Source organism: Pseudomonas sp. X10 (genome assembly GCF_054889225.1).
In genome coordinates this window covers 339,677-362,863 of the sequence record NZ_CM142677.1, presented here as the reverse complement: position 1 = coordinate 362,863, position 23,187 = coordinate 339,677, and the positions used below count along the sequence as shown (strand labels likewise).

The window sequence follows — 23,187 nt, the reverse complement described above, 5'->3', positions numbered from 1 at the left end:
ACCCGTGAAACGAGTCGGCCATTTATGGCCCGCCCCGTGGCAACGGTGTCTCCCGCCCTTTTCGAGTGATCAGCAATGAGCTTTTCAGGCAGAACTTCCACCGTGGTGGACCAGACCATCGAGAACAACGGCTTCTGGCCGGACCTCTCCCTGGCTGAATACCAGAAGGCTTACCGCCTGCCCGGTGAGTACCTGAGCGACGTGCTGATCACTCATCTCGAACTGGCCATGGCCGAGGTCAATGCGGACCTGCAGCGCCTCATGGCTGGCTGGCAAAACACGGGCATCACCGAGGTGGCCACCGCCGACCCGATGGTGCTGCCTGAGCGATCGCTGAAGGTGAAGCTGTACAAGCGCGCCGTGTACTGCCGGGCCAAAGCCACCGCCCTGACCGACTTCGCCACCGTGACCCGTCGGGAAGTGGCCGAGAACACCGGCAAGGAAGCACCTGAGCGTGCCGAAACCTACCTGGCTTTCAGCCAGCAAGCCGTACGCGCCCTGCAGGGCCGCAGCCGCATCACGGCGGTGCTGCTGTGATCCTGCTCAAGGACCTGACCGCCTACCTGCTCGATCGGCAGCTGGTTCCCCCTGAGCAGCTGGGCAGCTGGACCGAGCAGATGGACATCCAGCTCATCTGGAAGGAAGCCGAGCGCGGCCTGCACATGGCCGATATGCGTTATCGCGCCGTGTTCGACCTGGAGCGTTTCGACGGCTCGCCGTCCCGCCTGGTCGCCCTGGTCGGCAGTTGGCTCGAAACCCACGACCCAGACCGCGAGCGGTATGACCTTCCACAGCCGGCTTTCACCATCGAGCCCCTGGACCTGGACAACGACCTGTTCGACGTGGAGCTGGTCCTGGAGTTCGTGGAGCCCCAGTACCTGGCCGAGGATGACGCCGGCGAGATCGAGGCGTTCGGCAAGACCTGGTCGTTCATCCCGTATGACCTCTGGATCGCTGAGCAGGGCGAGGTGATCAACCGTGGCTAGCCGTCTGTTCGACCAGGACGTTCGGGGCATGCTCGGTGTGCGCGAACAGTTGGCCCTGCTGCAGCTGGAGCCACGGCTGCGCCGGCGCTTGCTCAACAACGTGTCGAAGCGCGTCCGGACGATGAGCCGCCAGCGAATCCGCAGCCAGCAGAACCTGGACGGTTCGCCCTTTGCCCCCCGCCGTAACCCCGAACCCGGGCAGAAGAAGATGGAGGCCGGCCTGGGCAAGCTGATCCAGGTCACCAGCCTGACCGCCGACGAAGCCCGCCTGGGCTGGAAGAACAACCTGACCTCCTGGGTCGCTGCCCAGCAGCACAACGGCGCTACCGAGCGCCGCACGGCCCAGCAGATGCGCCGCTGGAACAAGGTGGAGGAAGGGGCCAAGGCCACCGACAAGCAGGCCAAGCGCCTGCGTCGGCTGGGCTTCAAGGTGCGCCAGGCCGGCAAGAAGCGCCTCACACGCCCATCCGTGGCCTGGATCCTCGAGCACGTCAGCTACATGCAGGCCGGTGTCCTGATTCGCGTCCTGGACGAAGCCCGGGGCGAGTCCACCGGCGCCGACAGCTGGGAAATCAAGCTGCCCAAGCGCCAGTTCCTCGGTGCGACCCATGCCCGGGACACCAGCCTGCTGGTGAACCAGGTGCTTCAACAAATCCTCAATTCCCCCCGCTAAGAGGCAATCCATGGCACTCGGCACAGTCGGCGTCAACAATCTCAACCTCGGCCAGGGCGCCGTGACCGAGATCGAGCGCTATTTCCTGTTCATCGGGCCGGCGACCAAGAACGTCGGCAAGCTGATCCCCCTCAACACCCAGAGCGACCTCGACCAGGAGCTCGGGACCGCTGCCTCGGACTTGAAGACCCAGGTCCTGGCCGCTCGCCAGAACGGCGGCGACAAATGGGCGTGCATGGCCGCCCCGATCGCCGCCGGCGGCGACTGGACCGAGGCCCTGGACAAGGCCCAGCAGGACAATGTGTCGGTCGAAGCCGTGGTGGTCACCGTGCCGGTCACTGACAAGGCCGTTTTCGATGCCATGCACGCCAAGGCCCTGGAAATCAGTGCCCAGTACGGCCGTCGCATTTTCATCATGGCCGCGATCGACGGCATTATCGCGGGCCAGGACTGGTCGACCTACCTTTCCACTGCCAAGGCCTTGGTCGCCAATGTGGCGGCGCCGCGTGTGCTGTGCGTGCCGCAGTTGCACGGCAACAACCAGGGCGTGCTCGCCGGACGCCTGGCCCGGGCGGACGTGAGCATCGCCGACAGCCCGATGCGTGTGGCCACCGGCGCAGTGGTCGGCCTCGGCGAGGTGCCGGTGGACAAGGACGGGGTCCCTCTGCCATCGGCTGTGCTGGCCGAGCTGGACAAGGCTCGCCTGTCGGTACCGCAGACCTATCCCGACTACCCCGGCACCTTCTGGGGCGACGGCAACATGCTCGATGCCCCGGGCAGCGACTACCAGGTGGTCGAGTACCTGCGCATCGTCGACAAGGCGGCCCGCCGCGTGCGGATCCTGCTGATCCAGCGTGTGGCCGATCGGAAGCTGAACAGCTCCCCGACTTCGATGGCGGCGAACAAGACCGCGCTCATGCGGCCGCTGCGTGACATGGCTAAGTCCGTTGTCTTCGCCGGCACCCAGTTCCCGGGCGATATCGAGTCGCCGGCAGACGATGCGATCACCCTGGTCTGGACCAGCAAGACCGCCGTAGAGGCGTACCTGAAGCTGCGCCCCCTCAACTGCCCGAAAACCCTGACCGCAAACATCGCCCTGGACCTGAGCCAGGACGACGAGGAGTAACGCATGGCCAAGATCGGCGGCAAAAACTTCGACATCACCGTGGGCGACCTGCAGATCCACGTTGAAACCGTCACCCTCGACATTACCGACAACAGCGCTGTGGCCCAGACTGGCGGCGTGCCGGATGGCTACGTCGAAGGCGATGTGGCCGCGAGCGGCGAACTGGAGCTGGACAGTGCCAACTTCAACCTGCTGATCGACGCGGCCCGCGCTGCCGGTAGCTTCCGTCAGCTGGAGCCTTTCGACTCGCTGTTCTACGCCAAGACCCCGACGGACGAGCTCCGCGTCGAGGCGTTCGGCTGCAAGCCCAAGATCTCCAGCCTGCTCAACATCGATTCGAAGGGCGGCGAGAAGCACAAGCACAAGGTGCCGTTCGATGTCACCAGTCCAGACTTCATCCGCATCAACGGTGTGCCGTACCTGGCCGCCGCCGAGATCGAGGGCCTGCGCTGATGGTCTGCCCGTTCGACCGTGCCCAGGACGTGGAGCAGCGTCAGCGTGACCAGGCGATCGACGCCGCCCTGGCCAAGGCCCGGGCGCGATCGGCCGGACCGAGCCTCACTCATTGCGAAGACTGTGACGACGAGATCCCCGAGGCGCGCCGCGAACTCGGCGGCATGACCCGTTGCGTCCCCTGCCAATCCATTTTCGAGAAAGGTGTTCAGCGATGAGCGCGAATCAGGCCGCCCAGGACACCGCTATTGCGTTGGCCAAGGCCTCGCCCGCGATCGGCGTGGCTGCTACCGGTGCAATCGGCGCCGTCGATTGGTCGGCGGTCGCCTACATGCTGACCGCCCTCTACATGGTGCTGCAGATCCTTCTGTTGGTCCCCAAGTACCGTCAAATGGTGCGCGACTGGAAGGGCAAACGATGAGCCTGCGCAACAAGATCCTGACGGGATCGATCGCCCTGGTGCTGGGCAGCAGCACCCTGATGGCATTCCTGGGCAAGTGGGAGGGCGAAGGACAGAACGTCGTCTACGCCGACAAGCTGGCCCGGGGCCTGCCGACCGTGTGCAAGGGCATCACCCATCACACCAGTCCTTACCCGGTTGTCGTCGGTGATTACTGGTCGCCGGAGCGCTGCGCCGAGGTTGAGCAGATGGTGGTCGAGAAGGGCCAGTTGGCCCTGGCCGATTGCCTGACCAACGACAAGATCAGCCAGAACACCTTCGACGCGCTGAGCAGCCACGGCCACCACTTTGGAACGCCGTCCACCTGCGCGAGCCGCGCCCTGGTGCTCATCAACGCCGGCCGTGTCGCCGAAGGCTGCCAGGCGCTCGCCTGGGGCGCGGATGGCCGCCCCGTGTGGGCGTACGTCACCGACGCCAAGGGCAACAAGGTGTTCGTGCGCGGTCTGCACGCTCGCCAGCTGGACGAAGCGAAGTTATGCGCCTCGTGATCATCCAACTGCTCGGTGCCCTGCTGTTTGCCGGCGGGACCTGGTTCTTGTTCGACCAGGTACTGCAGCAACGCGACACTGCCCGATCGGAGCGCGACACCGCAAGGGAAGAAGCATCTGGCCTGCGCGAGGCCGCCAGGATCAGCGCCGAGCGCCTGGCAACCGCTGCAGCGAATGACGCCAAACACACTCAGGAGCTGAGGAATGCCCTCAAGACCAACCAGGATCTGCGCCTTTCTGTCGGTACTGGCGATCAGCGGCTGCTCATCCAAGCCAGCTGCCCCGTCGCCTCAGTGTCCGCCGGTACCGGCACCGCCGGCATGGTTGATGGAGCCGCCGCCGAACTCTCGCCAAACGCTCGACCGGATTATTTCACCCTCCTCGATCAACTCGCCCTCAGCGAGCGAATGATCCTGGGGCTGCAGGACCACATCGACAGCTTTTGCCCTACCCAACCCACTACACCTGGAGCAGCACAATGACCGAACGCACCGAGATCACCCTGGAAGTCGGCGACCAGGAGTTCGACTTCACCGTCGACCCGGCCCTGATGACCAAGTACATCAACAGCATGACCCAGTCCAACAAGGTCGCGCCCTCCCACAACCTGCTGATGACCGCCGTCAACCAGGAGCAGAAAGCGCGCCTCAAGCCTCTGCTGGCCAACCCGGTCGCGGCCATCCAGATCGCCGGCGCGCTGATGGAGGAGTACTCCCCGACCATTGAAGTCACCGTAAAAAAGCGCTCGGCCACGCTGAGCGCCTGACCGACGACGGCCTGGGCCAACTGCTGGCCCTTGCCGATCGCTGGCTACCTGGTGCCGATCGATCGCCCGAGACCCTGGGCACAGCCAAATGGCTGGAGGACGAGCACTGGCGGCGAATGGAGATCGCCATAGCCAACGGCATATCACGAGCTTTCAACGGTAATTGACCCATGAGCGCGAGCGCATCCAGCCGCCTGGACTTCATCCTGAGCCTGACCGACAAGGTCTCGGCGCCCTTGGCCAAGGTGACCAAGGGCTTCGACAATCTGGCCTCCCAGGGTGAGACCAACATCAAGCAGATCGGTACCGGTTTCGTCGGCGTCTGGGGCGCCCTGACCAGCATCGAGGCGTCGATGGCACCGGCGCTGGAGGTGAACCGCGCCCTGGGCGATGTCCGTTCGCTCGGCGTGGCCGAGGATGCCCTGGATGCGCTCAACGCTAAGGCCCTGGACTTTTCGGTGGCCTACGGCGAGAACGCGGAGGCCTTCGTCGCCTCGGCCTACAAGATCGAGGGCGCCATCAAGGGCCTGGCTGGCGAGCAACTGGCCACCTTTACCAACACCAGCGCCGTGCTGGCCAAGGCCACCAAGTCCGACCAGGACGTGATGGGCGAGTACGTCGGCACCCTCTACAACCTGCAGAAGCAGCAGGCCGACGCCATGGGCAAGAGCCAGTGGGTCGAGAAGCTGGGCGGCCAGACCGCCCTGGCCGTACAGCTGTTCCGCACCAGCGGCGAGCAGATGAAGGAGGGCTTCAAGGAGGCCGGGGCGATCGCTACGGCATCCGGTATCGACCTGGCCGAGCAGATGGCGGTGATCGGCAGCCTGTCCAGCACCATGGAAGGCGGCGACGCGGGCGGCCGCTACAAGGCCTTCTTCGAGAACATCGGCAACGCCTCGGACAAGCTGGGGATCAAGTTCACCGACACCAACGGCAAGGTCCTGCCGATGCTGGATATCCTGGGCAAGCTGCAGGGCAAGTTCGGCGATCTGCGCAACGCCGCTGCCAACGCCAAGCTGGTCGAGGCCTTCGGCGGCGAAGGCGCCCAGGTGATCGGCGCCCTGGCCCAGGACACCGACCGCCTGCGCAACGGCATTGACCAGCTCGGCAAGGTCCGCGGCCTCGAGCAGGCCGAGCAGATGGCCCAGGCCATGGTAGACCCGTGGCAGCAGTTCGGCGCCGCTGTTCAGGCCCTGCGCATCGCCTTTGGCCAGACCCTGATCCCGCTCCTGCAGCCGCTGATGGATCGCCTGGTCGCGATCGGCAAGGCCATGGTCCGCTGGACCCAGCTGTTCCCGAACATCACCCGCGTGATCGGCATCGCCACCTTGGCCGTCCTGGGCATCACCGCTGCGATCAGCGCGCTGACCATGCTGGTCGGGCTGAGCAAGATGGCCATGCTCGGCCTCAACGTGGTCTGGACCGTGCTGACCTGGACCGGCTGGAAGTCCATCGGCATGTTCATCGCCCACACCATCCAGGGCGGGCTGTTCATTGCCCGGATTCTGGGCATGATCGCAGCGATGGGCCTGGCCAAGGCCTCGATGCTGATCTGGCAGGGGGCGATCTGGCTCGTCAACGCCGCGCTGATGGCCAACCCTGCGACCCTGGTGGTGATCGGCGTACTGGCCCTGGTCGCAGTGATCGTGGCGGCCATCGCCTACTGGGAGCAGTGGACCGGCGTCCTGATGGATACCGCCGCATTCCAGTTCGTCCTCGAGCAGCTGCAGGCCCTGGGTGCCTGGTTCGACAGCATGGGCGGCTGGACAGGCATGGCCAGCGCCGCGTGGGACGGCATCGTGTCGATCTTCAAGGCAGCGATCGAAGGCCTGATCTCCCTGCTGAACAAGATCCCGGGCGTCGAGATCGACGCCAGCCTGGGCAGCATGCCCAACCTGCCCAGCCTCAACGCTGATGCTAACTACAAGCCCGTGGGCAGCCTGAGTCCGACCAAGGCCGAAGCCGTACCCGCCGGCGGGCTGATGACCAGCATCCAGAACAACCAGACCCAGAACCGGGGCAACCACATCGACACGGTGAACATCAACACCAGCAAGCCGATGAGCCCGCTCGAGCTGGAAAACATGATGGCGATGGCGGCCGGCTGATGAGTCTCTACATCGATCTCCTGATCACCAACAACGACCTGACCCTGGACCCGTCCGCCCAGCCCGAGCTGGTGGACGACCGGGCCAGCATCGCCCAGGACATCGCTCACATGATCCGCGAAAGCGGGCTGCTGGTGACGCTGATGGCCGAGCGCGACCGCTTCCGCCAGGCCGACTGCATCCAGCAGCTGGAGCTCCTGGTGGAGAACGACGAGCGCCTGGTACCGGGCACCGTGCAGATCACCGAAACCGGTAGCGGCCAGTACCTGGTCACCGCCACCACCGTTGCATTTGGAACCACCGAGGTACTGCTGTGAGTGACGTCGACTTCAAGAAAGCCCTGCAGGACGCCGGCGTCCCGACGACCGAGGCAGGCCTGCGCCAGGCCTGGGAGAAAGAGGTGGCCGCCCAGGGCAGCAAACTGAGCAACACCAGCGCCTGGTCGCCGTTCTGGCGCCTGGTGACCGCCCTGGTAACCAAGCCGGTGATGTGGCTGCTCGAGTTCATCACCGCGACCGTGCTGCCGAACTTCTTCGTCAAGACGGCCACCGGGGCCTGGCTCGACATGCTGGCCTGGGCGGTGAACGTCACCCGCAAGCCGTCGACCAAGGCCCAGGGCCAGCTGCTGTTCACCCGCAGCGCGGTCGCCGGCACGCTGGAGATCCCTGCAGGCGTGCGCGTGCAGTCGGTGGCCATCAACGGCAACGTCTACGTCCTAGTGACAACGGCAGCCACCGTGTTCCAGGACGGCGACGCCCAGGTCCTGGTCCCGGTCGAGGCCAGCGAGGCTGGCAGCGGCTTCAACCTTGCACCGGGTTACTACTCGATCCTGCCCGAGCCGATCCCGGGTATTGTCCAGGTCGTCAACGCCGACGGCTGGCTGACCGTGCCCGGGGCGGACCAGGAGCACGACGACGACCTGCGCATGCGCACCCGCAACCAGTTCAGCGCGGTCAACCAGTGGCACACCGACGCCGTGTACCGGGCCATGATCGCGGCCTTTCCCGGCGTCGAGCCGGATGGCGTCTACTTCGAGCATGGCGCTCCTCGAGGACCAGGTAGCGCCAATGCCTACGTGCTGTTCGAGGCTGGGTCGCCGGCCAGCAGCTACCTCGAGACGATCAACACCTATATCCGTGACCAGGGCAACCATGGTCATGGTGACGACTTGCTGGTCATGGAGATGCCGGCAACCCTGCACACCGTGCGCGTCACTGTCTGGCCACGTGCCCAGGTCGGCGCAGAGCACCAGGATGCGCTGCTGAACGATATCGAGCTGTTCATCCGCGCCGCATTCCGTGAGAGCACGGCCAGCGACTACCAGCCGACCCTGACCTACCCCCAGTCGCGCTTTTCCTTTAGCCGCCTGGGCGAAGAGCTGCACGAGACCTTCGCCGGCATCGAGTCCCTGCAGTTCGACAACGACGACATCGTCTCGCAGCTGACCATCCCGCGCCTCGAGGCGGTCCAGGTGGTGCTCGGTGCTTAAGCTGAAACTCCCGTTCTGGCTCGAGGGCGTCGAGCTTTCCAAGCTGCGCGACGCCGCGCAGGCCTGGTGGAACCGGGTCGAGACCTGGATGAACTGGCCGCTGCTGCAGTTGGACGCTGAGACCTGCCACCTGACCGTGCTCGATCTGCTGGCCTGGCAGCGCGATATCCAGCGTTTCCAGGGCGAGCCCGAGAGCTTGTACCGGAAAAGGGTCAAGTACGCCTTCATCAACGCCGTGGACGCCGGCAGCAGCGCCGGCACGGTGCGGATCTTCCAGCGCCTGGGAGTCGGCTACGTCGAGATCGAGGAGCGCTTCGACAGCGTGGACTGGGACGTGGTGCGCCTGTACCTCACCGATGGCCAGCTGAGCGCCAACCCTGTGCTGTTGCGCGTGCTGATGCAGCAGTACGGCCGCACCTGCCGCCGTTACGAGTTCGCCACGATCACGCCGGTCACCCTGGGCATACGGGTCGCCCACTTTCATGACGACCAGGAAACGCTGCACGCCGCTTGGGACGAAGGCGCGAGCCGTCTGGTCGTGATCAACGAATTGGCCGTCGTGCCTCCAGAGAACCCCCAGTAGGAGCCCCCATGGGAGCAAGCATTACCCTCGCTGGCCAGTCGCTGATTGCGCAGAAGCAAGCCGCCAAGCAGGTCCTGAACGTGGTCCGTTTCGTGTTCGCGAACGTGCCCGGGCTCGACCCGGCAGCGCCGATCGACCGCGCGGCCGGCAAGCCGCCGGCCGGCCAGGTGGTTTACACCACGTCTGTGGACCGTGCCGGCTATGTGAACCCCGACCAGGTCATTTACAGCGTGGTGGTCGACTCCAGCGTGGGCGACTGGGACTTCAACTGGATCGGCCTGGAGACCGAGGAGAACGTGCTGCTGGCCGTGGCCTACGTGCCCCTGCAGCAAAAGCGCAAGAACATCCCGCCGCTGCAGATCGGCAACAACCTGACCCGGAACTTCCTGGTGGAGTACGACGGCGCCCAGGAAATCACTGGCATCACGGTCGACGCGAGCACCTGGCAGCACGACTTCACCGTGCGCCTGGCTGGCATCGATCGGCGCGAGCGGCTGAGCAACCGCGATGTTTATGGCCGGGCGTGCTTCTGGGATAGCGGCCTGCAGCTGGAGCGCAACAGTTTCGGGCTGTACCAGCTCAAGGCCGGAATCGCCTACGTCGAAGGCGTGCGCATCGCGCTCGAGGAGCCGGTGCACGTCCAGCTGCCAGCGCTGCCGGCCCAGGCCTGGCTCGACGTGACCCTGCGCCGCCAGAGCAACGACGTGACCGCCCAGTGGGTCGTGGTCTTCGGTGCCAACAAAGTCGATTACCTAGACGGTACCGGTAACCAGCATTACCTGGTTGAGCTGGCCAGCGTGTCGGCCAGCGGCGCGATCACCGACCAGCGCACAGTGCAGCCCGTCACCACCGCCCTGGTCGACCACTTCGCCGCGAAAGTGGGTGACTACGAGCACCTGCGTGCGCGGGCCACGACCAAGGAGGACGTGGAGCTTGGCAACCTGCCGAACGCCAAGAGCGACGACCCGAATAGCGACAGCAGCGAGATCCTGGCCACCACCAAGGCGCTCAAGGCGGCACTCAAGGCCATGGAGGACACCATGGTGGGCATGATCGGGATGTTCGATCTGCCATCGCCTCCACCGGGTTGGCTGAGAGCCAACGGCGCGGCAGTGTCGCGCACGGTGTATGCGGCCTTGTTCGCCCGGTATGGCACCCGTCACGGCGCTGGCGATGGGGTCACGACGTTCAACCTGCCGGATGTTCGGGGCTTGTTCCCGCGCTTCCTGGACGATGGCCGGGGAGTCGATCCAGGCCGCGCCCTGGGCAGCGTTCAGGCCGACGAGATCCGCTCGCACATCCATACGGCCAGTTCCGGCAGTGCCGGCAACCACGTCCATGCCGCCAATAGCGACGTGCAAGGTCGCCACACCCACGCCGTAAAGGAAGGCCAAGAGGTGGGCATCAAAGACCCGACCGGGGAGCTGTTGAGCTCAGGTGATGACATGACCACCCGCGTCAACAACTACTCGACCACTACAGCAGACGGCGAGCACGCCCACAACATCACCGTGCTCGCCGCCGGCGCTCATACCCACCCGATCACCGTCAATGCCACCGGCGGCAGCGAGACGCGGCCGCGGAACATGGCCTTTCTGGCCTGCGTGAAGTACTGAGGACCCGAAATGGACACCAAGATCGTCTATCAAACCGATCACCTCGGCATCTATACCGGGCCGACCACTGCTGACCCGTCGCCACTCGAGGAGGGCGTCTGGTTGATCCCTGGCGGCTGCGTCGAGGTGGCTCCGCCGGAAATTCCGGAGCACAAGGCCGCACACTGGGACGGCCAGCGCTGGAAGTTGATTGACTCCTATCTGGGGCTGACGGCCTACAACATCCAGACTCGCGAGCCGATATCGATCGACCGCCATGGGCAGTTGCCGGCGGGATACACCCTGGAGCAGCCCGGCCCCGGCCAGATCTGGAGGGACGGCGAGTGGATCGATGACGTGCCGGCGGCCGTTGAGCAGCGCTACCAAGAGCAGGTTGTCGTTATCGACAACGCTTGTGCCCGGGAGATTACAGGGGGCTTCTGGTCGCAGGCTCTGGGCGATCGCTACTGCTACAGCAGCACCCTAGATGACCAGTTGAACCTGAGCGGCGCTGCCACCTTGGGCGTCGACCTGCCCTACGCCTGCAGCGACCTGGCCGGCGTGAAGGCCTTCCGGCCGCACACGGCCGCCCAGCTGCGCCAGGTGGCCGACGAGTTCACCCGGTTCAAGCTGCAGCTGCTGCAGAAGGCCTACGACCTGAAACAGCGCCTGCAGGCGGCGCGGGAAGCGAAGGACCTGGCTGGCCTCGAGGCGGTGACCTGGGAGGCCGACCCGGTATGACCTGGACCCCCGTCACCATGCGCTGGCCGGCCCAGTCCACCAGCTGGCTCGCCGACCTCGAGGAGGCCAAGACGCTGGCCGGCAGCGAGCTGGCCAGCACCGGCGCACGCCTGGCCGCCCTGGACGGCTTGGCCACCACCGAGCCCGGTCCGGTCGGCGCGGCCGCCGCCCAGGTGGTTGCCGTAGGGCGCAGCGCGCTGGCCGAGGCCCTGGGCGAGGCGCCGGCCTGCCTGGTCGTGACCCCGTTCCAAAGTGGGGTTGGCCAAGGGCGTGGCCTGCAGCGCTACCTGTCGGCCCCGAATCTGCTCAAGCACCTGGGGGCCAAGCTCGAGGACATCAGCGACCTGAACCGCCCCGGGGGCCAGCAGTACGCCCTGGTGGTACTGTTCGTCGGCACCCGCTACGACCACTTTGCCGCGACCTTGGGGCGATTCAACGCCGTGCTGCCCCTGCCAGACCTGCAGCGCGCACAGAACCGGGCGGGCCGGCTGTTCGAGCTGGAAACCTCCAAGTGGGAGCTGCCCAACGCCGGCACGCTGCCACGCTGGGGGCGCGTGCCCCTCGAGCGCGCCACCATCACCCGGGCGGCAAGCCAGGCCATGCAGGGCCAACTGGCCGCTCTAGAGAGCTTCGCCGACAGCTCGCCTATGGCGGACCTCAAGGCCCTGGCCATCCGCAAGGCTGAGCGCAGCCAGGTCCAGGACCAGGTCCTCGCCGACCTCAAGGCACAGTTCGACTCGGCCGCGCCTGAAACGACGATGAGCGCCCGTCTGATCGGGCCCGGGAACGTCGCAGACCTGCGCCGCGAGCTGCTGGCCGGCGACGCCCCGGGCCATGAGTGGCCGCTGTCCGCCGGCGTCATGCTGGTGGGCTCGCTCAAAGGCCTGAGCTTCGTCAGGGAGCTGGTGGGCCTATGACCTTGCTCCTGGACGGCGAGAAGATCCGCGGAAAGAACCTCAAGGTCACCGGCAACCTGCGCATTGAGAGCGAGGACATGTCGGGGCAGACCAGCAACACCGACACCGCGCACAAGGGCTTCAAGCCCAAGACCCTGACGGTCACCCTGCTGATTCGCTTCGCTGATGCGGCGGACCTGCGCACGCTCATGCGCCTGGCCGAGGCGACGGCCAGCGGTGGCCAGCTCAAGACCTATCGCATCGTGAACGATACGGCGGCGGCGTTCGGCATGCGCCAGGTGCAGTTCTCCGACGGCGTGAACGCCCGCGAGGACGACTTCCTGAAGGCCTGGCGGATCCAGTTCACCCTGACCGAGAAGCTGTCGAACCCCGAGCGCGTGGAGAAACGCCGCGCCAGCAACGCCGTGGGCACCCAGAGTGCCCCGGGGCAGGCGGTCAGTGGAGCGGGCGGTACCGACGGCGCTGGTAGCGCCGCCCAGGAGCTGACCGGCTTCGAGGCGACCCTGAAGCGGCTGGACGACTTCCTGGGGGGCAAGGCGTGAGCATGAAGCTACACAAGGTCCTTCGGATCGCCGGCGTCGAGCAGACCGTGGTCAAGGATGATGTCCGCCTGGATCTCGTCACGCCTGGCCGTGCCCAGTTCACCATCAAGGCCCCGGGGCCGGTGAGCGGCCTGGTAACCCTGGACATCGGCTACAACGACGCCCAACTGCAGCGCCACTTCATCGGCTACGTCGAGCGCAGCACCGCCGTGAACGGCGTGGAGCAGGTCCTGTACTGCCGCGAGCTCGCTGCGATCCTGGCCCACCCGCTGCCGCTGAACCTGCGCCACGCCGACCTGCGCACGGTCCTGGGCGAGATCAGTGACAAGACCGGCCTGCGCTTCCGCGTCCCGGAACAGGCCTACGCATCGACCAAGGCACCGTTCTTCTACAGCCTCGCCTCGGGCATCCAGGCCATGGACAGCCTGGCCCGGGTGTTCGCCATCCCCGACTTCATCTGGCAGCAGCAGGGTGATGGCGAGGTGTTCGTGGGCAGTTGGGCGCACAGCTTCTTCGGCTCCCGTGCGCCCCTGCAGCTGCCGGCAGAGCTGTTCAACGACTACCAGGGCAACCAGAGCGCCGTCGTCGCGGCCCTTCCTGGGCTGCGTCCTGGTGCAACCATCAACCAAGGCGAGCGGGTCACGTCCGTGGCCCTCGTCGGCACGCAAATGGCGATCAAATGGAAGACGCAATCCGGCGCTGCGTAGAGCGCCTGTTCCCCGAACTGACCGGGGGCTACCACCTGCCGCGCTTCGCCCGGGTCGTCGGCATCGCCGATGCCCCGGCGGGGGCGAGTATCTGCGACGACTTCCGGCCTCGGTTCGCGGTCGACCTGCAGGTCCTGGACGAGCATGGCGAACCCGACGAGACGCTGCCGGTGCTGGCCGGCGTTCCGGTACCGGTACCGACCGGTGGTGACGAGAAAGGCTTCTTCGGCCTGCCCGAGGAGGGCACCGCCGTGGTCGTGTCCTTCGCCCATGGCCTGCCGCACAAGCCCTTCATCCAGTGCGTGCTGCCGCATGGCCTGTCGCTGCCCAAGGTGCCGCTGGGTGAACAGGTCTGGCAGCACAGCGAGGCCTGCCAGCAGCGCGTGGAGGCAGATGGCAGCTGGCTGCGCCAGACCGACGGCCGGATCCGCGACAAGTCCACCGAGCGCCTGGTGGAAAGCCTGAGCAACACCGAGCAGTACCAGAGCGATAGCCGCACCGTGGATGACCACGCCACCGAGTCCGTCGGCGGCATCAAGACGCTCGAGGCCCTGGGCGCCCTCAAGCTGCTGTCCGGCGGCGCGGCAACCCTGGCCGCCATCGATGACCTGGGCCTGTCGACCGGCCGCGACCTGAACCAACTGGTGGGCCAGAAGCTGAACCTGGCCGTGGGCGGCCAGCTCCTCGAGCGCGTCCAGGGCGCCCGCCGCAGCATCGCGGCCACCACCTGGCTCGGCTCGGAAAGCGTGAACGTCCTGCAGGTGCTGTGCGACCTGATCGACCTGGTGGTGCTGATGAACACCGACCTGGCCAGCCACACCCACGGGCCGAGCCCCGTCCCATCCAACGCCGGCGCGTTCGCCGGACATGCCGCGAACGGCGAAACACTTTCCGGGCAGTTGAAGCCCATCACAGGAGCCTGAATTGGAACTCAAGAACTTTTTCGCCCAGGACGATGAGGGCAACCTGCTCGCAGAGGCCACCTGCTACCTGTACCAGCGAGGCACCGAGTCGCTCGCCACCGGCCTGGTATGTGCCAGCGGCCTGCCGCTGACCAACCCGTTCAGCTCGGATGTAGCCGGGCTGATTCAGTTCGCGGCCCCGAATGGGCTGTATGACCTGCGCATTTTGAAGGGCGCCCGAGACTATCGGATCCGCGTCCAGTGTAATGACGTGGAGGACACCGCAGCCGCAGCGACCTCAGCCGCTGAGCGTGCCGAGATCGCTCGTGATGCAGCCCAGCTGTCCGCTGGCATCTTCCCCAGTGTCGAAGCCGGCCTGGCCGCAACGGCGGATGGTAAACCCTTCCAGGTGCTTGCGGCCGCAGACAATGACTACCTGGTGCTCTACCTCAACCAAGGCGGCATCGCTGTGGAACAGACCCGCTACCCCTCGGCCTTGGCGGTAGAGGCTGTACGTGGTTTGGTCCAGACCACTCCCAACGACATGGTAGAGGCCTCGATCCTGGAGATCTGCGACGAGGAATCCTCCCGGCTCGCGTACCTCACCAAGCAGCGCCTGGAGACCCCAGGCTTCAACATTCGGTCGGAAGACGCTACTACGCTCATCAGCGACGATGAGGGGGCTGCAGTGCTCTATGCCGACGATCAGAGGATTCTGCTGGGCGGCCTGGAGATTCACCCGACGATGCAACCGGGCATCTTCGTGGTGGACGAAGACAATTGCGTACTGCAGGACCTGAGCGCGACAGCGACGGTCGTTAGCGACGCTCCCCCATCGCCTTTCGACGACGGACTGCTGTTCGCCCCGACCATCGCAACGATGGAGGGGGTTGACTCTTACATCTATCCGCAGTGCCTGCTCCCGAACCGGGAACAGGCCGGTGAGGTCATCGCGACCCTGGCCAGCACCACGAAGCCGATCACCGCCACCGGTAACCCGCTGCCGGTGAACGCATCGACGTTCGGTCCTGATGCTGTCCTAAACCTGCGTCAGGCAACACAGGCCGCCCATCGCCGCTTCATGCCGCTGCAGTTGCTGAACGTGCCGGTGCAGTCGCCTCCCGTGGAGTGCACCATCCTGTTCATCGGCGACAGCATCGGTAATCGCCAGGGTGGCTACCTGCTCAAGCAATACCTAGCAGACGTGGGTATCAACGCCACATTCATCGGGACACTGCGAGGATCCGCCGACCCGGCCAGCGCCGGTGCGACCACCGGAGAGCTCGGCGAATGCCGTGAGGGCTGGGAAACCGGCGACTTCACCAACGCCATCACCGACCGCGTGAGCATCATCGCGCCCGGAAACGAGGCAGCCTACCTGGCGATGACGAAGAGCCAGCAGGCTCCCATCAACCCATTCCTACGCGCCGCCACTGCAGAGGATCCTGCAGACCTGGTGCGCAACGGCCGGATCTTCGACCCGGCCTTCTACCAGTCCCGATTCGGCCTGGCTACGCCAGACGTGGTCATCTGCGCCCTGGGCACCAATGACGTACGCGACCGGTCCGAGGCGACCATCTTCGACCACGTGTACAACAACGACCTGATCATGACCAACCAAATCCGAAAGGCCTGGCCGACCGCCAGGATCGTGCGGACCATACCGGGCACAGCGCTCAACACGAAGCGCAATGATCTGTGGGGCACCCGTTACGCCAAGGCAATCCGGGCCATGCGAAAGGCCGCGGCCGATCGCGCCGACAGTAAGACCATCGTCGCCCCGCTGTGGGCAATGACCAACCCGGAAGCGGGCTACTCGTTGCCCTCTGGATCTGCAGCAGAAGACGGCTTCCTGGCCGGCGACTGGGCGGATCCAGTTCACCCTATCGGGGCAAGCCGGGTAGCCCTCTATCAAGCAATGGCGCCGTTCATCGCGGCTGCCGCCCTGAACCTTTTCTGACACACTCGCAAGGAATCATCGTATGGGCCTTAAACTCGTAGCTCACGGCACCTCCGCCCCTTGGTTCGCCAAGGTTATCCCACCGGTCACTCGCGGTCTGGAGGCCTGGTTCACCTTTGACACCGATGCTTCGCGCTTCACCTTCAACCGCGCCATCGGCAAAGCTGATGCCGAAATGGTCGGTGCTCCGGTGGCGTACCCGACCCATGGTCGCTTCAAGGGTTTGACTAACTATCTCAAGACCAAGGCGCCTGACTCCGATGAGTTGACCATTATTACTGTGGGGCGTGCTGTTGAGGAGCCAACCGATACGGCCGATGGTGTGATGTTGGTCAGCAACTACATCGGTAAAGCGGCAACGCCGGGCTATACGGGTAACTCCTACGGTGCAAGCGTGTATGCCGTCAGCTCGCGAATGGTGGCTGCCGCCACCCGTGATAATGCCGCTGGCGGGCAAACTTCATCACCTGTGACGGACACTAGTGATTTCGCGACCAACTGGGCTATTCGTGCGCTTCGGGCGAAGTCTGGTGAGTTCAACCAGAATTTGAACTTCACCAAGAATTCTGTATTCAACGGCGTTAACAATCGGGGGCGCGTCCTTGCTGACACGCTGTTCCGTATTGGTAGCGCCACCACCGGCTATGCGGGTGAGGTTGATATCTCGGCGGTGGCGATCTACTCGGTTGCGTTGACTGATGACGAGTTGGCCCAGGTGGCAGCGTTGATGCGTCGGCGCATGGCTCGCCTGGGCATCACAGTGTAAGGGACACAGCGACGACGAAAGCCGCTCTTGGAGCGGCTTTTTCACGTCTGCAGGAAACCGAGGCGACCCGAGCGGGAAAATTCGGCGCGACAAAAAAAATCGGGATGGAAAATCACTTATCCCCCTCCCGCCGACGCGCTTTGCGTCGCGAAATAGTGCAAACGCCCGCCCTGGTGCAATACACCCCCAGGGCAGACTCAATGCGGGCCGTGTAGAGGACTAGGGCGTTGCACACTGTGCAAAGATTTGAAGATCTGTGCAGCCTGATGCAGGCGTGAGCGTCCACAAAGTGTCCACACCGCTGCCAAATATCCAACCCATATATACCCATATATCCAGCAAAATCAGAGCCATGCCGGGTTTTCCCAATGACCACTGGTCGCAAACTTGGACTTGTAATCAGTAGGTCCCGGGTTCGACTCCTGGTGCCGCACCACTCAAGGTTCCATAGAAAGCTTTCAAAATCTCTGGAACCCCCGAAAAACCCGCCTTCTGGTGGTTTTTTTCGTTGTGGTGTCGCTTCACGGCAGCCGGTTTGTTCTTAATTTGTCGGCAACGACGTCGAACTGGTCAATTACCTGGACCACCACTGAACGGAGGTAGGCCAATGACCATGGTCAACCCACCTCACCCAGGCGAGATCCTGCTTGAAGACGTACTCCCCGCCCTCAACATGAAAATCGCCGAGTTCGCTCGTCGTCTGGGTTACGGCCGCGAAACCCTCTCGCGCATCATGCACGGTCATGCCTCCACCAGCCCTGACCTGGCTATGCGCTTGGAGCGGGCCGGGATCGGCACGGCGCGTACGTGGTTGACCGTGCAGGCCTATTACGACCTATGGCAAGCAGAACATCGCGAACAACCGGCTATCGAGCGGTTTGCATCCATCGCTTGAGCCCGGCAGTTCTCAGCGAATGCCATCTAACCCCGACATTCATGGAGTCCCAGTAGACGGCAAGCACCTCTTCAGGGACAAATGCAATGCGCCCAACTCCACACAAAGCGAGGGCCCGCCTGTGCGAGCCCTGCAGAAACATCAGAACGACGTACTCACCGTCACCGCCAAATTGCGCGGATCACCATAAATGGCCCCGGCATAGAAGCCGTACCGGGTGTAGTAGTGCTTGTCGAAGAGGTTGTTGGCGTTGAGGCTGACTGCGGTGTCGTCGGTCAGTTGGTACTTGGCCATGGCGTTCCAGATGGCATAGCCGGACCAGTTGACGTCGCTGGCGCTGCGGCTGACGCCGTTGCTCGGCTGGCCAGCCGGCGTCGAGGTCGCGCGGATGTTGCTCTGCGCGGTGACGCCAGCCCCCAGGGTCAGGCGGTCGAGAGGGCCGGACAGGCGGTAGGTGGTCGAGGCCTTGAACAGGTGCGATGGGTCGCTGCGGCCATCGCTGTCCAGGCGACGGAAGTGCAGGTAGGTGTAGCCGGCATAGACGTTCCAGTTCGGGGTCAGGGCGCCGGCGAGCTCCAGGTCGATACCGTCGGTTTCCTGGCCGGAGCCGGCCTTGTACGCCTGGGCGCCGGTCGGGGTCAGCAGGTCGCTGTCGGTGACCGCTTTGTTCTCCTGCTTGGTGCGGAAGTAAGCAGCGGAAGCGTTCAGGCGGCCGTCGAACCATTCGCCCTTGATGCCGGTTTCGTAGCTCTGGCCACGGATCGGCTCAACCTTGCCGCCGCTGCTGGTTTCCTCGGTCTGCGGGGTGAAGATGTCGGTATAGCTGGCATACAGCGAGTAGGTGTCGTTCAGGTCATAGACGGCACCGAGGTACGGCGTGACGATGCCGTTTTCTTCTTGGCTGCTGCGCTCGCCGGTGGTGCCACGGGTGATCGCCGAGTAGTTGCTGGTACGCACGCCAAGGATCACCGACAACGGGTCGGTGATGCTCAGACGGGTCGCGGCGTACATCCCTTGCAGACGGGTGGTGGTCTTGCTGTGCAAGCCAGTCTTCGACGCGAGGAGGGCATAGTCGCTATCCACGCCGTCGAGCCAGTTGCTCAGCGGGAAGCCGTTGTTGGCGCGGAATTGGCAGCCCACCGAAGGAGCGCTGACGCGGTCGTCACCGACCATGGTGCAGGTGTACTGCGGCGACCAGGCCACGGTGCGGCTGTCGTTGTAGCCGACCATGGCTTGGTGGGTTCGGCCGAACAGTTGGAACGGGCCGCTCAGGTCAATCTGCGCGGATTGCTGGGTGGTGTCGGTGGAGCTGTGCAAGCCGTTAAGCACGGCGCCGCTGCCGTCCTGGTCCCAGTAGCCGCCATAGGTGCCGCCCCCGGCTGAGTTGACCTTGGCCAGGCCGCGGTGGTTGAGGGCCTCGCTGGTGCTCTGGGCGGCCTTGAAGTCGAGGGTCCAGTCGTTGTCGAAACGGTGCTGCAACGAGCCAAAGGCGGTGCGGGTGATGTACTCGCCGAAGCTCCAGCTCGGCACCACGTTGGTGCTGCGCGGCAAGTCGGTCTTGCTGCCGTCGCCGTACCAGATCGGGATGTTGGCACCCCAGCCGGCGCCGACCACTTTGTTGTATTCGTACTGATAACCGGCACCGAGGGTGGTGGCATCGTCGAGGTCGAACTCGAAGTTGGCCAACGCAGCCCGCGAGCGCTCGGACTGGTTGTCGCGGAAGGAGTTGGCATCCTGCTGGGTGACCACGAAGCGCGAGCGCAGGCGGCCGTCTTCGGACAGCGGCAGATTGAGGTCAGCCCCCAGGCGACGCTTGTCCCAGCTGCCATAGGTGGCATAGGCGTTGCCACCGAAGGTCTTGCCCGGCGCCTTGCGGATCAGGTTGACGGTCGCCGAAGGGTCGCCAGTACCACCGAGCAGGCCATTGGCGCCGCGAACGATATCGATGCGCTCGTACAGGTCCAGGTTCAGAGCGTTGCCACCACCGCTGAAGTCAGAGCCCCCCTGGAACTGCAGCCCATCGACCTTCCAGTTGCTGATCGAGTAGCCACGGGCGCGGTAGTCGGTACGCCCGCCCACCTCAGCCTTGCTCATGCTGATGCCAGGCGCGGTCTCGAGCGCCTGCTCAAGGTTGGTGATCTGGCGATCCTCCATCTGTTGGCGGGTGATGGTGGTGACCGATTGCGGGGTTTGCCGTGGCGTCAGGTCCAAGCCTGTGGAACTACGTGTACTCTGCACGGTGTAGCCCAGCTGGCCGGCGCTGTCGGCCGGCAGCAACGCGCTGTCTTCAATCTGCGTAGCGTCCAGTTCGAGCGGTTGGCTGTCAGCAGCGATCGCGCTCCCACTCAGGCCCATGGCCACGAAGAGCGCGAGTGGAGTGAGGCTGCTGCCTCGCGAGTAAGCGTGATAGTCGGTCATGGGGCTCCGGATAGTCATTGGTAAAGCTTCGTATTCGCAGATAGTTTTTTGATACGATTTTAGGGACACGCCCTCTGGGCTCCATGCCCGGCTTGTACGGGGATGTAATCGAACGTAATGGCCCCGAACAGGTGTATGCCGCCCATGACCACAACCTTGCTGGTTGTCGACGATGACGACGAGATCCGCGAACTTCTCTGCGATTACCTGACCGATGCCGGCTATGAGGTCCTGGCTGCCGCCGATGGCGAGCAAATGCGCCAACACCTCGCCCAACACGCCGTCAACCTGGTAGTGCTGGACCTGATGCTGCCGGGGGAGGATGGCCTGAGCCTGTGCCGTCAGTTGCAAGGCCAGCCGGGCCTGGCGGTGATCATGCTGTCGGCCAAGGGATCGACCCTGGACCGCATCATCGGTCTGGAGGTAGGTGCCGACGACTACTTGGCCAAGCCGTTCGAACCACGCGAGCTGATCGCCCGCATCAAAGCGGTGCTGCGCCGCCCACAGCGGCTGGACGCCAGCCCGGAAGCCCCCGAGGCGGAGGAACAAGCCTTCGCGGGCTACCGCCTGGACCACATCAAGCGCTTGTTAACCCGTCCCGACGGCCAAGTGCTGAGCCTGCCGCGCTCAGACTACCGGGTGCTGCGCGACCTGCTGGAAGCGAACAACCGCGTGGTGTCGCGGGATCAGCTGACCCGCAGCGCCTTCGGTCGTGACCACCTGCCGGATGACCGCTCGGTGGACATGTGCATCAGTCGCCTGCGCCAGCACCTGCGCCACTCACCGGGTGGCGCCGTGCAGATCCTTACCATCCGCAACGAAGGCTACCTGCTCAGCATCGCCCGTACCGGCGCGGACACCTGAGATGAGCGCCCCCGCCCTGCTGCGCCGCCTGTGGCCGAAAACCCTGTTCGGCCAACTGCTGCTGATCATGGTCAGCGGCACCCTGGCGATTCAGCTGATGTCCAGCAGCATCTGGTTCGATGTGCGTTTCGCCCAGGTGCTCGAAGCACCGGTAAGGCTGACCGCCGCCCGCAGCGCACCACTGATTGCCCAGGCCGATTGCCATGCAACCAACCTCGTCGCCCCACCCCATTACCGGGTGCGTTGCGTCGATGCCCGGCCCACGCGCCAGCATGACGAGCGACGAGGCTGGCGGCGTATCGAACTGCTACTGAACCAGGCCCTGGCCTATGAACTGGGCCACCCGCAGAGCGTCCGCCTGCTGCGAGTGCGACTGACCGATGAACTCGGCCAGCCGATCGTCTGGCGCAGCCTGTTCGGGCTGCGCACGGCCCAGGCCCATATCCGCTTCGCCGTCCCCCTGGCCGACGGCCACTGGCTGACCGTCGATGGCCAGGAACTGCAGGGCTGGAGCGGCGAGTCGGCCTGGCTGCTGATCAGCGACTATCTGCTGCGGGTCTATGCCCTGCGCATCGTCGCCGTGCTGCTGGTGTGCCTGGTGGCCGTGCGCTTGTGCTTGCGCCCGCTGCGCCGCCTGAGCGACGCCGCACGAGGGTTGGGGCAGAACCTGGAGCAACCACCGCTGCCCCTGGAGGGGCCCGAAGAAGTGCGCCAAGCGGCGCAAGCCTTCAATGCCATGCAGCAACGCCTGATCGCCATGGTTAACGACAAGGCCACCTTCCTTGCCGCCGTGTCCCACGACCTGCGCACCCCACTGACACGCATGCGCCTGCGCATCGAACGACTGGAACCCAGCGAGCACCGCGAACGCCTGCGGCAGAACATCGCGCAGATGGACGCCATGATCGGCCAGGTCCTGGATTACCTGCGCGCGGGCGAGCAGCAGACCTTGCAACAGCTGGATATCGATCACCTGGTGACGCGCCTCTGCGCCGACCTGGCCAGCCCCGCCGAGCCCCTGCCGGTCCATGGCCACGCCGGTATGCTGCGGGCTGACGAACTGCTGCTGCAGCGCTGCATACAGAACCTGCTGGTCAACGCGCTGCGTTACGCCCGGGAAGTCTCGGTCAGCCTGGAAGCGGATGCCAAAGGTGTTCACATTCACGTGGATGACCGGGGGCCGGGTATTCCCCCTGAGTTGCTGGCCTCGATCACCGACCCCTTCGTGCGCGGCGAAAACTCGCGCAACCAGGATTCCGGCGGCTACGGCCTAGGCCTGGGCATCGCCAAACGCATCGCGGAAAGCCACGACGGCCAGTTGACCCTGGCCAACCGTGAGGCGGGAGGGTTGCGGGTCAGCGTATTCCTGCCGTTCCGAGAGTCAGGCCCAGGCTTGCAGCCGTCCAATTGACCTTGAGGACCCAGGGGCCAGCCCCCAACTGCCCACAAACCTTGAAACAAGCGCTCCCGATGCGTTATAGCTAAAAAGGACTCCATAACGATAACGAGGCATCACCTGCCCCCATGCATGAGATCACACGTATCTTTCGGCCCTCGGGCCCACTTGCCGGCCTGGCCAGCAAGCTGACCGGGCCCTTCCCCGCCGCAACCGCCGCTGTCTCCCGCACCTCCGGCTGTTCTCCCCTCTCGACGCTGTTCCACGTTCTGTCGATTCCACCCCGTGACGCGCTGCTGGCGCACAAGCGCAAGCGTCCCGTGCCTCCACCTGTCCGCTGACACCTGAAGTC

27 protein-coding genes are annotated in these 23,187 nt (G+C 64.8%); 26 read left to right on the top strand and 1 reads right to left on the bottom strand.

Annotation, left to right across the window (positions count from 1 at the left end; translation table 11 throughout):
• The first annotated feature begins 75 nt into the window (after positions 1–75).
• The 24 genes from ACYU03_RS01665 (at position 76) to ACYU03_RS01550 (ending at position 18,157) form a co-directional block, all read left to right on the top strand.
• On the top strand, positions 76–537 hold the full coding sequence (locus ACYU03_RS01665) for a head completion/stabilization protein (protein WP_461887813.1): 462 nt from the start codon (positions 76–78) through the stop codon (positions 535–537).
• Positions 534–986, top strand: a complete 453-nt coding sequence (locus ACYU03_RS01660) for a phage tail protein (RefSeq protein WP_461887812.1) — start codon at positions 534–536, stop codon at positions 984–986. Before ACYU03_RS01665 ends, ACYU03_RS01660 begins: the two co-directional genes overlap by 4 nt.
• On the top strand, positions 979–1,659 hold the full coding sequence (locus ACYU03_RS01655) for a phage virion morphogenesis protein (RefSeq protein ID WP_461887811.1): 681 nt from the start codon (positions 979–981) through the stop codon (positions 1,657–1,659). Before ACYU03_RS01660 ends, ACYU03_RS01655 begins: the two co-directional genes overlap by 8 nt.
• Positions 1,660–1,669: 10 nt before the next feature.
• Positions 1,670–2,785 carry a DUF2586 domain-containing protein gene (locus ACYU03_RS01650; protein ID WP_461887810.1) on the top strand — a complete coding sequence of 372 codons (1,116 nt, stop codon included), beginning with the start codon at positions 1,670–1,672 and terminating at the stop codon, positions 2,783–2,785.
• A 3-nt stretch (positions 2,786–2,788) separates the two neighbouring features.
• A complete protein-coding gene (locus ACYU03_RS01645; RefSeq protein WP_461887809.1) occupies positions 2,789–3,238 on the top strand; it encodes a phage protein in 450 nt (149 codons plus the stop codon).
• A complete protein-coding gene (locus ACYU03_RS01640) occupies positions 3,238–3,456 on the top strand; it encodes a TraR/DksA C4-type zinc finger protein (protein ID WP_461887808.1) in 219 nt (72 codons plus the stop codon). Before ACYU03_RS01645 ends, ACYU03_RS01640 begins: the two co-directional genes overlap by 1 nt.
• On the top strand, positions 3,453–3,659 hold the full coding sequence (locus ACYU03_RS01635) for a hypothetical protein (protein ID WP_461887807.1): 207 nt from the start codon (positions 3,453–3,455) through the stop codon (positions 3,657–3,659). The genes ACYU03_RS01640 and ACYU03_RS01635 overlap by 4 nt, the downstream gene beginning before the upstream one ends.
• Positions 3,656–4,186: a lysozyme gene (locus tag ACYU03_RS01630; RefSeq protein ID WP_461887806.1), complete on the top strand. Its 531-nt coding sequence runs from the start codon at positions 3,656–3,658 to the stop codon at positions 4,184–4,186. The genes ACYU03_RS01635 and ACYU03_RS01630 overlap by 4 nt, the downstream gene beginning before the upstream one ends.
• The gene (locus ACYU03_RS01625; RefSeq protein ID WP_461887805.1) at positions 4,174–4,668 is read left to right on the top strand and encodes a lysis system i-spanin subunit Rz; all 495 of its coding nucleotides are present in this window, start codon (positions 4,174–4,176) and stop codon (positions 4,666–4,668) included. The genes ACYU03_RS01630 and ACYU03_RS01625 overlap by 13 nt, the downstream gene beginning before the upstream one ends.
• Complete coding sequence (locus tag ACYU03_RS01620; protein ID WP_461887804.1) at positions 4,665–4,952, top strand: putative phage tail assembly chaperone; 288 nt, start codon at positions 4,665–4,667, stop codon at positions 4,950–4,952. The genes ACYU03_RS01625 and ACYU03_RS01620 overlap by 4 nt, the downstream gene beginning before the upstream one ends.
• A gap of 20 nt (positions 4,953–4,972) precedes the next feature.
• Positions 4,973–5,119, top strand: a complete 147-nt coding sequence (locus tag ACYU03_RS01615) for a DUF6890 family protein (RefSeq protein ID WP_371858534.1) — start codon at positions 4,973–4,975, stop codon at positions 5,117–5,119.
• Positions 5,120–5,122: 3 nt separating this feature from the next.
• Entirely contained in the window at positions 5,123–7,060 is a 1,938-nt protein-coding gene (locus tag ACYU03_RS01610; RefSeq protein WP_461887803.1) for a phage tail tape measure protein, read from the top strand.
• Entirely contained in the window at positions 7,060–7,377 is a 318-nt protein-coding gene (locus ACYU03_RS01605; protein ID WP_461887802.1) for a DUF2590 family protein, read from the top strand. The genes ACYU03_RS01610 and ACYU03_RS01605 overlap by 1 nt, the downstream gene beginning before the upstream one ends.
• Positions 7,374–8,549 (top strand): baseplate J/gp47 family protein, encoded by a 1,176-nt coding sequence (locus ACYU03_RS01600; protein ID WP_461887801.1) that lies wholly within the window; start codon positions 7,374–7,376, stop codon positions 8,547–8,549. Before ACYU03_RS01605 ends, ACYU03_RS01600 begins: the two co-directional genes overlap by 4 nt.
• Positions 8,542–9,132: a phage tail protein gene (locus ACYU03_RS01595; protein ID WP_461887800.1), complete on the top strand. Its 591-nt coding sequence runs from the start codon at positions 8,542–8,544 to the stop codon at positions 9,130–9,132. Before ACYU03_RS01600 ends, ACYU03_RS01595 begins: the two co-directional genes overlap by 8 nt.
• Positions 9,133–9,140: 8 nt before the next feature.
• A complete protein-coding gene (locus tag ACYU03_RS01590; protein ID WP_461887799.1) occupies positions 9,141–10,748 on the top strand; it encodes a phage tail-collar fiber domain-containing protein in 1,608 nt (535 codons plus the stop codon).
• 9 nt (positions 10,749–10,757) lie between these two features.
• Complete coding sequence (locus ACYU03_RS01585; RefSeq protein WP_461887798.1) at positions 10,758–11,468, top strand: DUF4376 domain-containing protein; 711 nt, start codon at positions 10,758–10,760, stop codon at positions 11,466–11,468.
• Positions 11,465–12,385 (top strand): hypothetical protein, encoded by a 921-nt coding sequence (locus tag ACYU03_RS01580; RefSeq protein ID WP_461887797.1) that lies wholly within the window; start codon positions 11,465–11,467, stop codon positions 12,383–12,385. The genes ACYU03_RS01585 and ACYU03_RS01580 overlap by 4 nt, the downstream gene beginning before the upstream one ends.
• Positions 12,382–12,927: a baseplate complex protein gene (locus tag ACYU03_RS01575; RefSeq protein ID WP_461887796.1), complete on the top strand. Its 546-nt coding sequence runs from the start codon at positions 12,382–12,384 to the stop codon at positions 12,925–12,927. The genes ACYU03_RS01580 and ACYU03_RS01575 overlap by 4 nt, the downstream gene beginning before the upstream one ends.
• A gap of 2 nt (positions 12,928–12,929) precedes the next feature.
• Positions 12,930–13,634 carry a hypothetical protein gene (locus ACYU03_RS01570; RefSeq protein ID WP_461887795.1) on the top strand — a complete coding sequence of 235 codons (705 nt, stop codon included), beginning with the start codon at positions 12,930–12,932 and terminating at the stop codon, positions 13,632–13,634.
• Positions 13,607–14,557 carry a hypothetical protein gene (locus ACYU03_RS01565; RefSeq protein WP_461887794.1) on the top strand — a complete coding sequence of 317 codons (951 nt, stop codon included), beginning with the start codon at positions 13,607–13,609 and terminating at the stop codon, positions 14,555–14,557. The genes ACYU03_RS01570 and ACYU03_RS01565 overlap by 28 nt, the downstream gene beginning before the upstream one ends.
• Position 14,558: 1 nt before the next feature.
• A complete protein-coding gene (locus ACYU03_RS01560; protein WP_461887793.1) occupies positions 14,559–16,496 on the top strand; it encodes an SGNH/GDSL hydrolase family protein in 1,938 nt (645 codons plus the stop codon).
• Positions 16,497–16,518: 22 nt separating this feature from the next.
• Positions 16,519–17,262, top strand: a complete 744-nt coding sequence (locus ACYU03_RS01555) for a hypothetical protein (RefSeq protein ID WP_461887792.1) — start codon at positions 16,519–16,521, stop codon at positions 17,260–17,262.
• Positions 17,263–17,869: 607 nt separating this feature from the next.
• Positions 17,870–18,157 carry a HigA family addiction module antitoxin gene (locus ACYU03_RS01550; RefSeq protein WP_461887791.1) on the top strand — a complete coding sequence of 96 codons (288 nt, stop codon included), beginning with the start codon at positions 17,870–17,872 and terminating at the stop codon, positions 18,155–18,157.
• A 141-nt stretch (positions 18,158–18,298) separates the two neighbouring features.
• On the opposite strand, the gene ACYU03_RS01545 is transcribed toward ACYU03_RS01550, so the two are convergent.
• Positions 18,299–20,575 (bottom strand): TonB-dependent siderophore receptor, encoded by a 2,277-nt coding sequence (locus ACYU03_RS01545; RefSeq protein ID WP_461887790.1) that lies wholly within the window; start codon positions 20,573–20,575, stop codon positions 18,299–18,301.
• A gap of 144 nt (positions 20,576–20,719) precedes the next feature.
• Here ACYU03_RS01545 and ACYU03_RS01540 point away from each other — a divergent pair, with 144 nt between their 5' ends.
• Together ACYU03_RS01540 and ACYU03_RS01535 are read left to right on the top strand one after the other, a co-directional pair.
• Positions 20,720–21,439: a response regulator gene (locus tag ACYU03_RS01540; RefSeq protein WP_461887789.1), complete on the top strand. Its 720-nt coding sequence runs from the start codon at positions 20,720–20,722 to the stop codon at positions 21,437–21,439.
• 1 nt (position 21,440) lies between these two features.
• Positions 21,441–22,850 (top strand): ATP-binding protein, encoded by a 1,410-nt coding sequence (locus tag ACYU03_RS01535; protein WP_461887788.1) that lies wholly within the window; start codon positions 21,441–21,443, stop codon positions 22,848–22,850.
• Positions 22,851–23,187: the final 337 nt, after the last annotated feature.

Excerpts from the sequence above, each read along its gene's own strand:
- ACYU03_RS01575 (WP_461887796.1), top strand. The coding sequence starts at position 12,382 with ATGACCTTGCTCCTGGACGGCGAGAAGATCCGCGGAAAGAACCTCAAG.
- ACYU03_RS01585 (WP_461887798.1), top strand. The coding sequence starts at position 10,758 with ATGGACACCAAGATCGTCTATCAAACCGATCACCTCGGCATCTATACC.
- ACYU03_RS01545 (WP_461887790.1), bottom strand. The coding sequence starts at position 20,575 with ATGACCGACTATCACGCTTACTCGCGAGGCAGCAGCCTCACTCCACTC.
- ACYU03_RS01640 (WP_461887808.1), top strand. The coding sequence starts at position 3,238 with ATGGTCTGCCCGTTCGACCGTGCCCAGGACGTGGAGCAGCGTCAGCGT.
- ACYU03_RS01540 (WP_461887789.1), top strand. The coding sequence starts at position 20,720 with ATGACCACAACCTTGCTGGTTGTCGACGATGACGACGAGATCCGCGAA.
- ACYU03_RS01650 (WP_461887810.1), top strand. The coding sequence starts at position 1,670 with ATGGCACTCGGCACAGTCGGCGTCAACAATCTCAACCTCGGCCAGGGC.
- ACYU03_RS01635 (WP_461887807.1), top strand. The coding sequence starts at position 3,453 with ATGAGCGCGAATCAGGCCGCCCAGGACACCGCTATTGCGTTGGCCAAG.
- ACYU03_RS01550 (WP_461887791.1), top strand. The coding sequence starts at position 17,870 with ATGACCATGGTCAACCCACCTCACCCAGGCGAGATCCTGCTTGAAGAC.
- ACYU03_RS01630 (WP_461887806.1), top strand. The coding sequence starts at position 3,656 with ATGAGCCTGCGCAACAAGATCCTGACGGGATCGATCGCCCTGGTGCTG.
- ACYU03_RS01620 (WP_461887804.1), top strand. The coding sequence starts at position 4,665 with ATGACCGAACGCACCGAGATCACCCTGGAAGTCGGCGACCAGGAGTTC.
- ACYU03_RS01610 (WP_461887803.1), top strand. The coding sequence starts at position 5,123 with ATGAGCGCGAGCGCATCCAGCCGCCTGGACTTCATCCTGAGCCTGACC.
- ACYU03_RS01565 (WP_461887794.1), top strand. The coding sequence starts at position 13,607 with ATGGAAGACGCAATCCGGCGCTGCGTAGAGCGCCTGTTCCCCGAACTG.
- ACYU03_RS01570 (WP_461887795.1), top strand. The coding sequence starts at position 12,930 with ATGAAGCTACACAAGGTCCTTCGGATCGCCGGCGTCGAGCAGACCGTG.
- ACYU03_RS01605 (WP_461887802.1), top strand. The coding sequence starts at position 7,060 with ATGAGTCTCTACATCGATCTCCTGATCACCAACAACGACCTGACCCTG.
- ACYU03_RS01555 (WP_461887792.1), top strand. The coding sequence starts at position 16,519 with ATGGGCCTTAAACTCGTAGCTCACGGCACCTCCGCCCCTTGGTTCGCC.
- ACYU03_RS01665 (WP_461887813.1), top strand. The coding sequence starts at position 76 with ATGAGCTTTTCAGGCAGAACTTCCACCGTGGTGGACCAGACCATCGAG.
- ACYU03_RS01535 (WP_461887788.1), top strand. The coding sequence starts at position 21,441 with ATGAGCGCCCCCGCCCTGCTGCGCCGCCTGTGGCCGAAAACCCTGTTC.
- ACYU03_RS01590 (WP_461887799.1), top strand. The coding sequence starts at position 9,141 with ATGGGAGCAAGCATTACCCTCGCTGGCCAGTCGCTGATTGCGCAGAAG.
- ACYU03_RS01580 (WP_461887797.1), top strand. The coding sequence starts at position 11,465 with ATGACCTGGACCCCCGTCACCATGCGCTGGCCGGCCCAGTCCACCAGC.
- ACYU03_RS01625 (WP_461887805.1), top strand. The coding sequence starts at position 4,174 with ATGCGCCTCGTGATCATCCAACTGCTCGGTGCCCTGCTGTTTGCCGGC.
- ACYU03_RS01645 (WP_461887809.1), top strand. The coding sequence starts at position 2,789 with ATGGCCAAGATCGGCGGCAAAAACTTCGACATCACCGTGGGCGACCTG.